Source organism: Flavobacterium sp. RSP46, assembly GCF_003984825.1.
Classification (GTDB): Bacteria; Bacteroidota; Bacteroidia; order Flavobacteriales; family Flavobacteriaceae; genus Flavobacterium.
Genome location: NZ_RYDM01000006.1, coordinates 101485 through 114787 on the forward strand (window position 1 = coordinate 101485; position 13303 = coordinate 114787).

16 protein-coding genes are annotated in these 13303 nt (G+C 36.0%); 6 read left to right on the forward strand and 10 right to left on the reverse strand.

Features of this window, described 5'->3' with window-relative positions; genetic code table 11:
* The first annotated feature begins 162 nt into the window (after positions 1-162).
* Both EKM01_RS10825 and rpe read left to right on the forward strand, forming a co-directional pair.
* Entirely contained in the window at positions 163-1026 is an 864-nt protein-coding gene (locus tag EKM01_RS10825) for an RNA polymerase sigma factor RpoD/SigA (protein ID WP_007137700.1), read from the forward strand.
* 410 nt (positions 1027-1436) lie between these two features.
* The gene (gene rpe / locus EKM01_RS10830) at positions 1437-2099 is read left to right on the forward strand and encodes a ribulose-phosphate 3-epimerase (protein WP_126768308.1); all 663 of its coding nucleotides are present in this window, start codon (positions 1437-1439) and stop codon (positions 2097-2099) included.
* 251 nt (positions 2100-2350) lie between these two features.
* On the opposite strand, the gene EKM01_RS10835 is transcribed toward rpe, so the two are convergent.
* Entirely contained in the window at positions 2351-2854 is a 504-nt protein-coding gene (locus EKM01_RS10835; RefSeq protein ID WP_126461857.1) for a CvpA family protein, read from the reverse strand.
* A 146-nt stretch (positions 2855-3000) separates the two neighbouring features.
* Between EKM01_RS10835 and EKM01_RS10840 the strand changes: the two genes are divergently transcribed.
* The 3 genes from EKM01_RS10840 to EKM01_RS10850 all read left to right on the forward strand — a co-directional run bounded on the left by EKM01_RS10840 (position 3001) and on the right by EKM01_RS10850 (position 4946).
* Complete coding sequence (locus EKM01_RS10840) at positions 3001-3357, forward strand: hypothetical protein (protein ID WP_126461854.1); 357 nt, start codon at positions 3001-3003, stop codon at positions 3355-3357.
* Between the two features lie 83 nt (positions 3358-3440).
* Positions 3441-4460, forward strand: coding sequence for a phenylalanine--tRNA ligase subunit alpha (gene pheS / locus EKM01_RS10845; protein WP_126562681.1), 1020 nt, complete (start codon positions 3441-3443; stop codon positions 4458-4460).
* A gap of 78 nt (positions 4461-4538) precedes the next feature.
* The gene (locus EKM01_RS10850; RefSeq protein WP_126461849.1) at positions 4539-4946 is read left to right on the forward strand and encodes a hypothetical protein; all 408 of its coding nucleotides are present in this window, start codon (positions 4539-4541) and stop codon (positions 4944-4946) included.
* A gap of 228 nt (positions 4947-5174) precedes the next feature.
* On the opposite strand, the gene EKM01_RS10860 is transcribed toward EKM01_RS10850, so the two are convergent.
* The 4 genes from EKM01_RS10860 to EKM01_RS10875 form a co-directional block, all read right to left on the reverse strand.
* Positions 5175-5390, reverse strand: coding sequence for a hypothetical protein (locus EKM01_RS10860; protein WP_126461843.1), 216 nt, complete (start codon positions 5388-5390; stop codon positions 5175-5177).
* Between the two features lie 38 nt (positions 5391-5428).
* The gene (locus EKM01_RS10865; protein ID WP_126562677.1) at positions 5429-6424 is read right to left on the reverse strand and encodes an NAD(P)H-dependent glycerol-3-phosphate dehydrogenase; all 996 of its coding nucleotides are present in this window, start codon (positions 6422-6424) and stop codon (positions 5429-5431) included.
* Positions 6425-6734: 310 nt separating this feature from the next.
* Positions 6735-7898, reverse strand: coding sequence for an iron-containing alcohol dehydrogenase (locus tag EKM01_RS10870; RefSeq protein WP_126768311.1), 1164 nt, complete (start codon positions 7896-7898; stop codon positions 6735-6737).
* A 4-nt stretch (positions 7899-7902) separates the two neighbouring features.
* Complete coding sequence (locus EKM01_RS10875; RefSeq protein ID WP_197037211.1) at positions 7903-8667, reverse strand: type 1 glutamine amidotransferase domain-containing protein; 765 nt, start codon at positions 8665-8667, stop codon at positions 7903-7905.
* 86 nt (positions 8668-8753) lie between these two features.
* Here EKM01_RS10875 and EKM01_RS10880 point away from each other — a divergent pair, with 86 nt between their 5' ends.
* Positions 8754-9650, forward strand: coding sequence for a LysR family transcriptional regulator (locus tag EKM01_RS10880; protein ID WP_126554707.1), 897 nt, complete (start codon positions 8754-8756; stop codon positions 9648-9650).
* Here EKM01_RS10880 and nadD read toward each other — a convergent pair whose 3' ends face one another.
* The 5 genes from nadD to EKM01_RS10905 form a co-directional block, all read right to left on the reverse strand.
* Positions 9651-10262 carry a nicotinate (nicotinamide) nucleotide adenylyltransferase gene (nadD, locus tag EKM01_RS10885; RefSeq protein ID WP_126768313.1) on the reverse strand — a complete coding sequence of 204 codons (612 nt, stop codon included), beginning with the start codon at positions 10260-10262 and terminating at the stop codon, positions 9651-9653.
* 87 nt (positions 10263-10349) lie between these two features.
* Positions 10350-10925, reverse strand: coding sequence for a guanylate kinase (gene gmk / locus EKM01_RS10890; RefSeq protein ID WP_126461828.1), 576 nt, complete (start codon positions 10923-10925; stop codon positions 10350-10352).
* Positions 10926-10954: 29 nt separating this feature from the next.
* On the reverse strand, positions 10955-11815 hold the full coding sequence (locus EKM01_RS10895; protein ID WP_126554698.1) for a YicC/YloC family endoribonuclease: 861 nt from the start codon (positions 11813-11815) through the stop codon (positions 10955-10957).
* A gap of 184 nt (positions 11816-11999) precedes the next feature.
* The gene (locus tag EKM01_RS10900; protein ID WP_126554696.1) at positions 12000-12887 is read right to left on the reverse strand and encodes a DMT family transporter; all 888 of its coding nucleotides are present in this window, start codon (positions 12885-12887) and stop codon (positions 12000-12002) included.
* The gene (locus EKM01_RS10905; RefSeq protein WP_126768315.1) at positions 12887-13237 is read right to left on the reverse strand and encodes an arsenate reductase family protein; all 351 of its coding nucleotides are present in this window, start codon (positions 13235-13237) and stop codon (positions 12887-12889) included. The genes EKM01_RS10900 and EKM01_RS10905 overlap by 1 nt, the downstream gene beginning before the upstream one ends.
* Positions 13238-13303: the final 66 nt, after the last annotated feature.

A 13303-nucleotide genomic window follows, 5' to 3' on the forward strand; every position in this document is an offset into this window, starting at 1 on the left:
TCAGATCTTAGTTTACTAAAGGTTTATTTATAGGGAATCCCGTTTCATGAATTTGAAACGGGATTTTTGTTTTATATAAATTTATTTTAAAACAATTGTAACTTTTAGGCAACTTCATACGTATAACCATTTGTACACTTAAAATTTAGGAGACAAAAAAACATGAGACAACTAAAAATCACCAAGCAGGTAACCAATCGTGAAACCGCTTCATTAGACAAGTATTTACAAGAAATTGGTAAAGTTGACCTTATTACCGCAGACGAAGAGGTAGAATTAGCACAAAAAATTAAAGCCGGCGACCAGAAAGCATTAGAAAAATTGACGAAAGCCAATTTACGTTTCGTAGTATCTGTAGCCAAACAATACCAAAATCAAGGATTAACCCTTCCCGATTTGATCAACGAAGGAAACCTTGGACTTATAAAAGCAGCACAACGTTTTGATGAAACACGTGGTTTTAAATTCATCTCGTATGCCGTTTGGTGGATTCGTCAATCGATTCTACAAGCTCTGGCAGAACAATCTCGTATCGTTCGTTTGCCTTTGAACAAAATTGGTTCTATCAATAAAATCAACAAAATGTACGCTTTATTAGAGCAATCTAACGAGCGCCCACCATCTGCTGAGGAAATTGCAAAAGAACTTGATATGACCGTAAATGACGTAAAAGAGAGTATGAAAAACTCTGGCCGTCACTTATCCATGGATGCGCCTCTTGTAGAAGGAGAAGATTCTAACCTTTATGACGTTTTACGTTCCGGCGAATCACCAAATCCAGACAGAGAATTAATCCACGAATCATTGCGTACCGAAATCGAGCGTTCCCTAGAAACATTGACTCCAAGAGAGGCTGATGTAGTTCGTTTGTACTTTGGTCTTGGTGATCAACACCCAATGACCTTAGAGGAAATTGGCGAAACTTTCGACTTAACTCGAGAACGTGTTCGTCAAATCAAGGAAAAAGCAATCCGAAGATTAAAACACACTTCAAGAAGCAAAATACTAAAAACCTATTTAGGATAAAACAGTCAATTTTTTAAAAATCAAAAGTCATAACGTTCTACAACATTATGACTTTTGATTTTAAACTTGTGACTAATAGCTAACGACGGTCTGATTAACTGTTCGTTTTTTGATTGATGATTGAAACTCCGGCTGATTACCGGAGTTTTATTTTTATAATCGGAATTCACTTTTCAATTTTCACTAATATGGCGTAACCCTCCGTAAAAACTTCGGGTCGGGCTATCGGCTGTATCTCTCCGCTACGCTACGAGGATGCCGCCTCTATCCCTTACGCGCAATGTACGGACAACTCGCGAGTTGTCCCTTCTAAAAAAACTTTCACCAATTGCTGCAAAAAAACTACTTTTGCACAAACAACACAAACTGTAAAGATGCACTACAGTGCATCTCTATAAAACAACTACACAATGAAAAATACTCTTATTGCACCATCAGTACTTGCGGCCGATTTTGGAAACCTGCAACGCGATATCGAAATGATCAATGACAGTGAAGCCGATTGGTTTCATATTGACATCATGGATGGTGTTTTTGTACCTAACATTTCGTACGGAATGCCCGTTTTGGAAGCCATAAACCGCCATGCAAAAAAAACAATCGACGTTCACTTGATGATTGTAGATCCAGATCGCTACATCAAAACTTTTGCTGAATTGGGCGCCAATATTCTAAGCGTACACTACGAAGCTTGCACCCATCTTCACAGAACCCTGCAAGCCATCAAAGCCGAAGGAATGAAAGCTGGAGTCGCCATTAATCCACACACAAATATTGACTTGCTAGAAGATGTAATCATCGACATTGATTTGGTTTGCATCATGAGTGTAAATCCAGGTTTTGGCGGACAATCATTTATCGAAAATACCTATGCTAAAATTGAGAAGCTAAAAGCTTTAATCACTAAAAAAGAAGCAAAAACAATTATTGAAGTAGATGGCGGTGTTACCAACAAAAACGCAAAACAACTTGTAGAAGCCGGAGCTGATGTACTGGTAGCCGGAAGTTATGTTTTTAAAGCAGAAAATCCAACAGCTACAATTGCTGATCTGAAGAAATTGACAAACCTATAATACTAAAAGTCCCGATTCAATAGTTATTAGATCGGGACGGGTTTAAAATGAAAATAGCAATTACAAAAACCAACTAGAGGCTGTCACGGTCAATGCAACTTTTATAAAGGAACGCTCTGAAAAACTCATTGAGCGCTTTAAAGACAAAATAGAAAAAGCTTAAACAAACAATTACGGATTTAAAAGACCAATCATCTAAATTTTCTCGCTGTGGTTTAAGGTTGAAACTGCAACTAAAAACGCATTACTACTTACTTTTTCTTCAAACTACCATACCATTCCTGTAGCGAAGGATAAATGAATCCAGCTGTTTTTTGGATTGGATTATAAAAAAGAGAATTATCCAGCGTCTCTTTTTTGGCCAACAGATGGTTGTAGTTAATCTTCTCGAAAACCGCGAAAACAATACCCAGAATCAAAACAGTTTTCAGCACCCTGAAAAAACCACCTCCCAAAGCATTCAACCAGCCCAAAAAAGCAAAATCAGCTACTCCTGTCAGGAATTTACCTAAACCTGAAACCACAACAACTACAATAATGAACGTAAGAACAAAAGCTACTACTTGAATGGTATTAGGATTCCATTTGACAAATCCCACTAAAATATCCCGCATATAGGAGGAAAATTGTACTGCAATATAAATACCGGCCAGTAGTGAAATTAGTGATGCTAACTCCACAAAAAGACCGTTTTGAAGGCCTTTGTAAAAAGCAAAAGCAAGCAATACACCCAAAATGATATCAAAAAATCCCATACTTAATTAATTTGCAACGATCAAACAGCAAATATAAAAGAATTATTCTTTACCATAGTCAATTTTCAAGTTCTTATCTTTGCGAAAAATAATTTTATGACAAATGAATTAATAACTCATGACTCATAATTCATAATTCAACAAAAATGTCAAGAGACACACAACTTAAAGAACGCTGGGAACAGCTTGTAAATATACTTTCCAATCAATTTTCTCAAGGGGAAGATTTAGATTTAGACGCTATTATTTATCTAATTGGCGTACAAGAACTCGGGAAAGTACATAACGAATACAAGAAAGACGAAAAACTAAACCTAATGCATATCGCGATTTGCAGGTTATTAGAGCCTTATGGATTCTATGAATTTGAATTTTTTGACGAGGAAGGTTGGCCACATTACAAAGTAAAAGAGGAATTACCACCGCTAAAAGCTGGAGAACAATCCGTTTTAATGAAAGAAGCCATTGTGAATTATTTCCTGGAGAAGGAACTTATTGATTGATATTATTTATTGTACGGGCCAGTCGTGACTTGTCCCTATCAACAAAAATCACTAAATTTGCATAATTAATTATTGGAATGAAAATGATAGATAAGATAAAAGAATATATTGGCGAAGCAAATGCTTTTTCAACACAAAACGCAGCAGAACTAGAAACGTTCCGAATCAAATTCTTAGGAAGCAAAGGGCTTTTAAAAGACCTTTTTGCGGAATTCAAAAATGTGCCTAACGATCAAAAAAAGGAATTCGGACAAGTAATCAACCTGCTCAAAGCATCTGCCGAAGACAAAGTAAAAACCCTTCAGGAAGCTTTAGAAAACAAAGAAGAAACCAAAGGCTTTTACGGGGATCTCACGCGTTCGGCTGAACCAATAACTATCGGTTCCCGCCATCCTATTTCATTGGTGAAGAACCAAATTATTGATATCTTTTCAAATATTGGTTTCAATGTTTCCGAAGGTCCTGAAATCGAAGACGACTGGCATAATTTTACCGCATTGAACCTCCCGGAATACCATCCGGCACGCGACATGCAAGACACATTTTTCATACAAACCAACCCTGATATTTTGTTGCGCACACACACGTCTTCCGTACAGGTACGTTACATGGAAGAAAATAAACCGCCAATTCGGACCATTTCTCCGGGAAGAGTTTTTCGTAATGAAGCCGTGTCCTCTCGTTCTCACTGCATTTTTCACCAAGTGGAAGGGCTGTATATAGACAAAGATGTTTCTTTTGCCGACTTAAAACAAACCCTTTTGTATTTTACCAAAGAGATGTTCGGAAAATCAAAAATCCGTCTGCGTCCCTCCTACTTTCCTTTTACGGAGCCAAGCGCTGAGGTTGATATTTATTGGGGACTTAAAACAGAAACTGATTATAGAATAACCAAAGGAACCGGATGGTTAGAGATCATGGGCTGTGGAATGGTGGATCCAAACGTTTTGAAAAATTGCGGCATCAATCCTGAGGAATACAACGGATTTGCCTTTGGAATGGGAATCGAAAGAATTGCCATGTTGTTGTATCAAATAGGCGACATCCGTATGTTCTACGAAAATGACGTACGTTTCTTAGAACAATTCAAATCAAGTATATAAAAATTTAAGAGCACTGATTTTTGATTTTAGAAGTTTAAATCTGAAATCAAAAATCGGTAATCATCACTCAACAATCAAATGAAATCCGACATCATCACCCCCGAAGTAGAAAACGTATTCCTAGCTGCAGTCCAAGAATGGAGCGACGATTTCATGGAAAAAGTATGGTACGCCTATTTAATAAATGACAGTGACTTTTTAATCGAAAGCGTCATGGTTGTTTCTAAGGCATTTGGAACCATCAACGGTGAAATGAAAAAAACATCCCTCTTGCGCCACGCTTTTGTAGCAGTTCCGCCAGTTTCAGTAATGAAAATCGAAATGATTGAAAAAAGTGTTTTAGCACTCAACAATGAATTCATGCTGACTTTCTTTATCGGAGACAAACTATACGATAAAAAATACATTTTCAAAGCACAATCCATCTGCGAATCAGCAGTCGAAGAAGTGCCTATTTTATTTATTGATGGTATTATCGTGAGATAAATCAGCACTATTGTCGCGTTTATTTTTTTTCTTCCAATTTAAATATCCTATTACAAATATTCCGAATAAGACGAAATAAAGCGTTCGGAACAGGTTTCTTTTGGAGAAAAAAGCATCTTCAAAAGAGCGTTCGAATAAGTCAAAAACGAGCAAGCTTAGGGAAAGAATAATTCCCCAACGCATCCCGTTTTTAATCTGAAATCGCCACCTTTTACTCATAAAAATGATTTAGCGATTTTGTTGTTTAACTTTGGATTTCCATGTAAAATAACCTAAAACAAAAATCCCTACACCGATATAAGCAGCTGCTCGAATATAAAAATTAGGCGTAGCGACTTGTACTGAAAAAGGGATTTCTTTTATGTCGAATAACACATTGAAAACTGTCATAAATACACCCCAAATTCCGCCAGTTTTAATTTGATATTTCCATCTTTCGCTCATGACATGATTGTATTTTGATTATTAAATATATAGCAGAATTAATCCAGTTTGTCGGTCAGTTTCTTAAATATGGTTTTCGCATCTTTTCCTTCGTATAAAACCTCATAAACGGCATCAATAATAGGTGTTTTGGCACCATAAGCCTGATTTAGCTTATAAGCACTTTTAGTAGCGTAATATCCTTCAGCAACCATGCTCATTTCCATCATTGCTGATTTCACCGTGTAGCCTTTACCTATCATATTACCAAACATTCTGTTCCTCGAAAAAACGGAATAGCCTGTAACCAGTAAATCGCCTAAATAAGCAGAATCATTGATGTTGCGTTTCATTTTATGAACTTTCTTGATAAATTTTTTCATTTCCCTGATCCCATTACTCATCAATACGGATTGGAAATTATCTCCATAACCCAGTCCATGGGCCATTCCTGCAGCAATGGCATAAATATTCTTTAGCATCGCAGCATATTCAGTTCCTATAATATCATCTGTAATTTTAGTCTTAATGTAATTTCCAGCAAGAGTATCGGCAACAATTTTTGCCTTATCAGAGTCGCCACATGCGATTGTCAGATATGATAACCGCTCCATAGCCACTTCTTCTGCGTGACAAGGACCAGAGATTACACCAATGTTATAATAAGGAATATCATATTTTACATGGAAATGTTCCCCTACAATCAAACTGGTCTCAGGAACAATCCCTTTTATAGCCGAAAAAATAATTTTATCTTTCAACGAAACAGTCAATTTTTCTAATTCACCCTCTAAAAAAGCGGAAGGAATAGCAAAGATAACGTAGTCCGCATAGGCTACTGCTTCATTGATATCATTGGTTAGCTTCAATTTTTGGGTATCAAATTCAACAGAGCTTAGGTAATTTGGATTGTGTTTGTAGGTCTTGATGTGTTCTATAGCAGCATCATTGCGCATGTACCATGAAATTTCGGTAAGATTTACGCATAACATTTTAGCTATGGCTGTTGCCCAGCTCCCACCACCAATTACTGCAAATTTTATGTTTTCAGTCATTTTTTATTGAATTTAATCAAAAGTACTTAAAAACTATGAATCAAGCCAAAAAAGCACCGCCTTAAATCTGGGATTCACAGGGGTTTTCAATAATAATATCACAATATATTAAATTAAATTTAAAACATTTGATTTTCAAACACAATATAAACACATTACTACCGTTATTCTTTTATTATAGTTACTGTTTTAACAAAAAAAACAGAATTGAATTAGTTAGTTATAATTTGAATTTTAAAAGGCGTTCCCATACAAAATGAGAACGCCTTTTTATTTAAAAATACTTCAATCGGTAATCTGATTATTTGAATTAATAACTCATTTCTACAATTGATTTCACTTTTTCTAAAGTGATATTTTCTTTTTCTCCTAATCCCAGCCAACCTCTTTCTTTGAAGCGGTTTACTATAAAATCAGCCGTTTTATCATAGTCTTTGGTGTAATCCGATAATTTAGTCTCCATTCCCATTGTATGGAAAAACTCAACTGTTTTATTGATCGCTTCGTTTGCTATTTCATCCTCAGTTCCAGTCAAATTGAAAATACGTTTTCCGTATTGTGCCAGTTTTCCTTTTTTGGTTTCAAACATCACTCGGTATAAATTTGGACCTACAACCGCCAATGTTCTAGCATGATCAATTCCGTACAAAGCGGTTAATTCATGGCCAATCATGTGTGTAGCCCAATCCGAAGGAACTCCTTTCTGGATTAATCCATTTAGAGCCATCGTACAACTCCACATAAAGTTAGAAGCCAAAGCATAATCTTTAGGATTCTCAACAACATCAGGACCAACTTGAATCAAGGTCTGTAAAATACTTTCGGCAATTCTATCTTGAAGATATCCTTCATGTGGATAGGTTAGATATTGTTCCAAAACATGGGTATAGGCATCAACAACTCCGTTTTCCAATTGTCTTTTGGGTAAAGATTCAATGACGGTTGGATCGCAAATAGAAAATTTTGGAAACAAGGCGCTACCACCAAATGATAATTTTTCTTGTGTAGATTCAATGGTAACTACACCGCCAGAATTCATTTCACTTCCCGTTGCCGGTAACGTTAAAACTGTTCCAAAAGGAATAATTTTAGATACATCTTTAGTTAATACTCGTTTTTGAAGAATATCAATAGGGTTTCCGTCAAAGTTCACGGCAGCCGAAATGAATTTTACCCCGTCAATTACAGAACCTCCACCCACAGCAAGGATAAAATCGATATTTTGCTCTTTGATAATCGCAACTGCTTTCATCAAAGTTTCAAAATGTGGATTTGGCTCAATTTCCGAAAATTCGACGATTTCAAAACCTTTTAAAGCATTAATTACCTGTTCATGGATTCCATTTTTGAAAATACTTCCGCCTCCATAAGCCAAAAGAATTTTTGCGCCCTGTGGAACTAAAGTAGAAAGTTTTTCAATTTGTCCTTTTCCAAAAATTAAATTAGTAGGATTGTATAATTCGAAGTTTAACATGTTTTTATTTTTTTAAATTCAATTGATTTAATAATTTTTCTGCAACGAGTTTAGATGAAGCCGGGTTCTGACCTGTAATCAATAAGCCATCTTCTACTGCATACGGTTGCCAATCCCCTATTTTTGAATATTTGGCCCCGTTAGCTTGCAACGCATCCTCTAATAAAAATGGTACGACATCAGTTAAGCCTACAGCTTCCTCTTCCGTATTAGAAAATCCGGTTACTTTTTTTCCTTTTACCAAAAAATCCCCATTTACTTTTACGTTTTTCAACACTGCTGGTGAATGACATACAAAAGCGACAGGTTTATTATTCGTATAAAAAGCTTCAATCAAAGCGCTTGAATTTTCATCCGTGGCTAAATCCCATAACGGTCCATGACCTCCTGGATAAAAAACGGCATCATAATCCGATTCTTTTACATCGGCTAATTTGTGCGTATTTTTCAGTTTTGCCAATAATTCAGTATCAGCATCAAATCGTTTAGTATCTTCAGTTGCTGCAGATGGATCTTCACTTTTTGGATCTATAGGTGGTTGTCCTCCTAACGGGGTAGCAATATCAATAACAACTCCTTTATCTACTAATTCATAATATGGCGCGGCAAGTTCTTCTGTCCAAAATCCTGTTTTTTCTCCCGTGTTACCTAGTTTATCGTGACTCGTAACAACAAATAATACTTTTTTCATACTTTTTTTATTTTGTGCAGTTGCTGTAATGCAACTTACTGTTAATGCTATAATGGCAAAGAATGCAATTTTCTTCATTTCTTATTTTGTTTCTACAAATTTAGTGCGAATATGCTATTAGTAAAAATAATTTAAATTATGTTTGTGATAAATATATTTATATCATGGTTAATCTCGAATGGTACAGAACGTTTAAATCCGTTTATAAAAACGGTAATTTTTCGTTGGCTGCCAAGGAATTATTTATCAGTCAACCCGCTGTAAGTCAACAAATATCAATGTTGGAAGCACATGTCGGATATAAACTTTTTAATCGAAAGTCAAAAGGTGTGGAGCCAACAGAATATGCTAAGTTACTCAATAATCTAATCATCGAGGCGTTGGACCGATTGGAAAATGTGGAGAATGGTTTTCGTGCCAAAGCGTTTGATGCGAATCGATTAATATCCATTGGCATCTCGAAACACTTGATGATCAGTTTGGGAAATGCCTTAATTTCAAAATTTGATTTTATAGATTTTAGTTTCCATGAGAACGACACACTTTTTGAATTGGTCGATTCTAAAAAACTCGATTTTGCTATTGTTACCAAACAATATGACACGTTTGACACCATTCAGAAAAAGGTTGGCGAAATCAAACAAGTGATTGTTGGTTCCAATAACATTGATGCTTCTGAGTTAAAATCTAATATCAAAATAAAGAATTTCTCTGCAACTGAACAGTGGTTAAACGACCAAAAGTGGTTCAGCCACAATGCACAGATTCCGCATATAAAGTTGTTTTGGCTGCATGTTTTTAGTAAAAAAAGGCCCTCGATGATTCCCAATTATATCATTCCGTCCGAGTATGAAATGCTTGAAATAATTTCGAAAAATACCGGAATAGCCGTTGTTTGGGATATAAACGCAAAAAGTTTAATAGCAGAAAATAAAATCCAATTGATGTGGAACAGCAAGCAAATGCCAAGTACAGAAGTATATGTGTTATCCGGTAAAAATGATAATTTGAGTCCTGTTTTTGAGAATATTCAATTGGAATTAAAAAGAATTCTGGCGTAATTACTTCTTATAAAAGTTATTGTGATCAATACATTCCCAAACTTTAGCGGGCAATAAAGGCTGTACATTTTTCCCTTTTTTGATATTATCCCGAATAAATGTAGATGATATTTCAACAACCGGAGCGTCAATCAGGTGGATTTTTGGGTGATTCTTGAAAGTTAGATTTTCTACTTCCAAAGAAATAGCTTCGCCGGTTTGGCCTTTGGTTTCGAGTCTAGGATACACATAAATCTCGTGATGCGCCAGAATAGCTTCGTAGTTTTTCCATTTGTACAACGACCTTAGATTGTCTTCGCCCATGATTAACGAGAATTCGTAATTGGGATGTTTTTCCTGCAAGTGAACTAAGGTATTTATTGTATAATTGGGCTGTGACAATTTAAACTCAATATCCGAAGGTTTGATTTTTAGATAATCCTCGGTGGCAAGATGCACCATTTGCAACCGATGGTAATCTTCGAGCAAGGTGCTTTTTTTCTTCAAAGGATTGTGTGGCGTAACCACCATCCATACTTGGTCTATATCTGCGTGCTCGGCCATGTGATTGGCAATGATGAGATGTCCAATATGAATGGGGTTAAACGTTCCGAAATAAAGTCCTATTTTCATAATATTTTGTTTCACGAAGATTCACAAAGTGTTTATAAAATTTTCGTATGAGCCTATTATTTCCTTTGTGCCTCTTTGTGTTATATTTTAATCCTTTACAAAATTCTTTACCAATTGATAAGCTTCTTCCAAAGCAATATTTAAATCGTAGTTTTTTATAATCACATCAAATTGTGGCGCTGTAGCCAATTCAACAGAAGCTTTAGCGATGCGCATATTGATTTTGTCATCACTTTCGGTAGAACGTTCCTTTAATCTTCTTTTTAGTTCATCTACGCTTGGTGGTTTCACGAAAACGGCTAACGTTTCTTCCGGGAATTTATGCTTGATGCGCAATCCACCAGAGACATCAATATCAAAAATTACATTTTTTCCTTTTGCCCAGATGCGCTCCACTTCACTTTTTAAAGTTCCGTAGAAATTATCGCGGTACACTTCTTCCCATTCCAAGAAGTCTTCGTTCTTAATGTGTTTTTTAAAGTCTTCGGTAGACATGAAATAATAGTCTTTTCCGTTTACTTCTTCGCCTCTTGGTTCGCGGGAAGCTGCCGAAATAGAAAACTCCAGATTCAAATCTTCTTTGCTTAATAAATGCCTAACTATGGTGGTTTTCCCAGATCCTGATGGTGCCGAAAAAACGATTAATTTTCCTCCTGTGCTCATTTTATGCTGAATTTATTTCAGTATCTATATTATAGAACGTTCAATACCTGCTCCTTTATTTTTTCCAATTCGTCTTTCATCTGAACGACTAATTTCTGCATTTGTGCGTGATTGGATTTAGAACCCATCGTGTTGATTTCACGTCCCATTTCTTGGGTAATGAAACCTAATTTTCTACCGTTAGCCTCCGTTCCGTTGATGGTTTCCAAGAAATAATCCAGGTGATTCGTCAAACGTACTTTTTCTTCGGTGATGTCTAATTTCTCCAAATAATAAATCAATTCCTGCTCAAAACGGTTTTCGTCTACATTCACTTTAAGTTCAGCAATTGCAGTTTGCAAACGGTCTTTTATTGCCTGAACACGTTCTGGATCAAGCGCCAAAGCTTCCGTCATATACTGCCTAATGTTACCAATTCGCAATTGAAATTCTTTTTCAAGAGACATTCCTTCATCTCTTCTAAAGGTCAAGATGTTTTGTAAGGCTTCTTCGATAACGGTTTGGATTTGTACCCAGTCGTTTTCATCGATTTCATCACGTTCTATTTTCATAGTGTCCGGCATACGGATCGCCATTTTCATCAGTTCCGTTTCATCTGCATCAGCATACACTTCTCTTAACTGATTGATGTACCCTTTTACAATGGGCACATTTACTTTCGTAGAAGTTTGTTCGGCGGTAGTTTCGATAAAAATAGAAAAATCTACTTTGCCTCTTTCCAGCTTAAGTGCGATTTGGTTGCGTAAACCCAATTCCATTTCGCGGTACAGCGAAGGCATTCTCACATTCAAATCCAAACCTTTACTGTTTAAAGATTTCACTTCTACCGTGATTTTTTTGGTTGGTAATTGCAAAGTAGCTTTACCAAAACCCGTCATTGATTGTATCATATAATTTTCTAAAAGAGGTCAAAGATACTAAAAAAGTGGTCAGTGGTCCGTTTTTAGTAAACAGTGACTCGGCATAAGTACATATTTAGTAATCAGATTTTAATTTTTGAGTTGATATAAATAGCCCAACGAACGTTATAAAAGACAATAACCTGCAATTTAGGCGCTGAACACTAACAGCTGATTACTGCACACTCTTTTTCTGTGTCACTAAATAAACGCCGATAAATATCAAAACTGCCGAACCAATTTTTACCAAACTCAATTCGTCTTTGCCCAAGCTTATCGCAAAAATAGTGGCAAATAGCGGTTGCAAATAAATAAAAACGGCAACCGTCGTTGGTTTTAATTCTTTCATCGAAAGCAAATTAAGCAAATAGGTCAGAAATGTAGAAATGACGACAACAAATCCAATTTTCCAGCAAATATCCATGGGAACCAAAGCCCAGTCCACCGTTTGAAATTGACTCCAGCCAAAAGGCAAAACCATAATAAATCCAAATAAATAAATCCATTTTACAAACGTAAACGCATTGTATTTATCCATTAATTTCTTGACGATAATCAGGTAAAATCCATAGGAAATAGCATTGACCAATACCAGAAAATTTCCCAACCCGGCGTTTGTGGCGCTGCCAATGGATTTTCCGTACAGAATAAGAAAAGCAGTCCCTATCAGACCAAGTATAATTCCAAAAACCATTCGTTTTTGCATGCGTTCCTTCATGATAATAGCCGAAAGCGTCAACACAATCATTGGTGTCGAAACCATGATAACTGCAGCACTAATAGGCGAAGTAAGGCTTAATCCTTTGAAAAATGTAAGCATATTAAATGCTACGCCAAAGAAAGCTGCGGCAATAATTCGGGGAAAGTCATTGGAGGCAATTTTTTCCTTCGGCATAAAAAGCCAAAAGATCCAAAACAAAATCATTGAACCACCTACGCGCAACAGTATAAAACCATAGGCATCAATATACAACGGCATGACATCTTTGGCAATAGTAAACGTGACTCCGTAAATTATGGAAACAATTGTGGCACCAATTAGTGCAAGATTTCTTTTGGACATTATGCCAAGGCTTTCATTACCTGCAACATATTTTGTTGGGTATTCCCGATATAAATCTTGTCTTTGATGATAAATACAGGGCGACTCAAAAACGTGTAATGTTCCAGAATGTATTTTTTATAATCGTCTTCGGTCAAGGATTTATTTTTTAAATCCATCGATTTGTACAGTTGTGCTTTTTTGCTAAAAAGCGCTTCATAACTTCCGGAAAGTTTGTGCATTCGTTCTAATTCGGCAACAGTAATTGGATCTTGTTTGATGTCGTGAAACTTAAAATCATGCTCTTTAGGAAGTGATTTTATGATTTTTCTACAGGTGTCGCAAGAAGCGAGATAATATATTATGTCCATATAAATAGCAATTTCTTTGTGCAAAGAAAATTCATTTGACACGGAAAATGATTATTTTTATCAAAA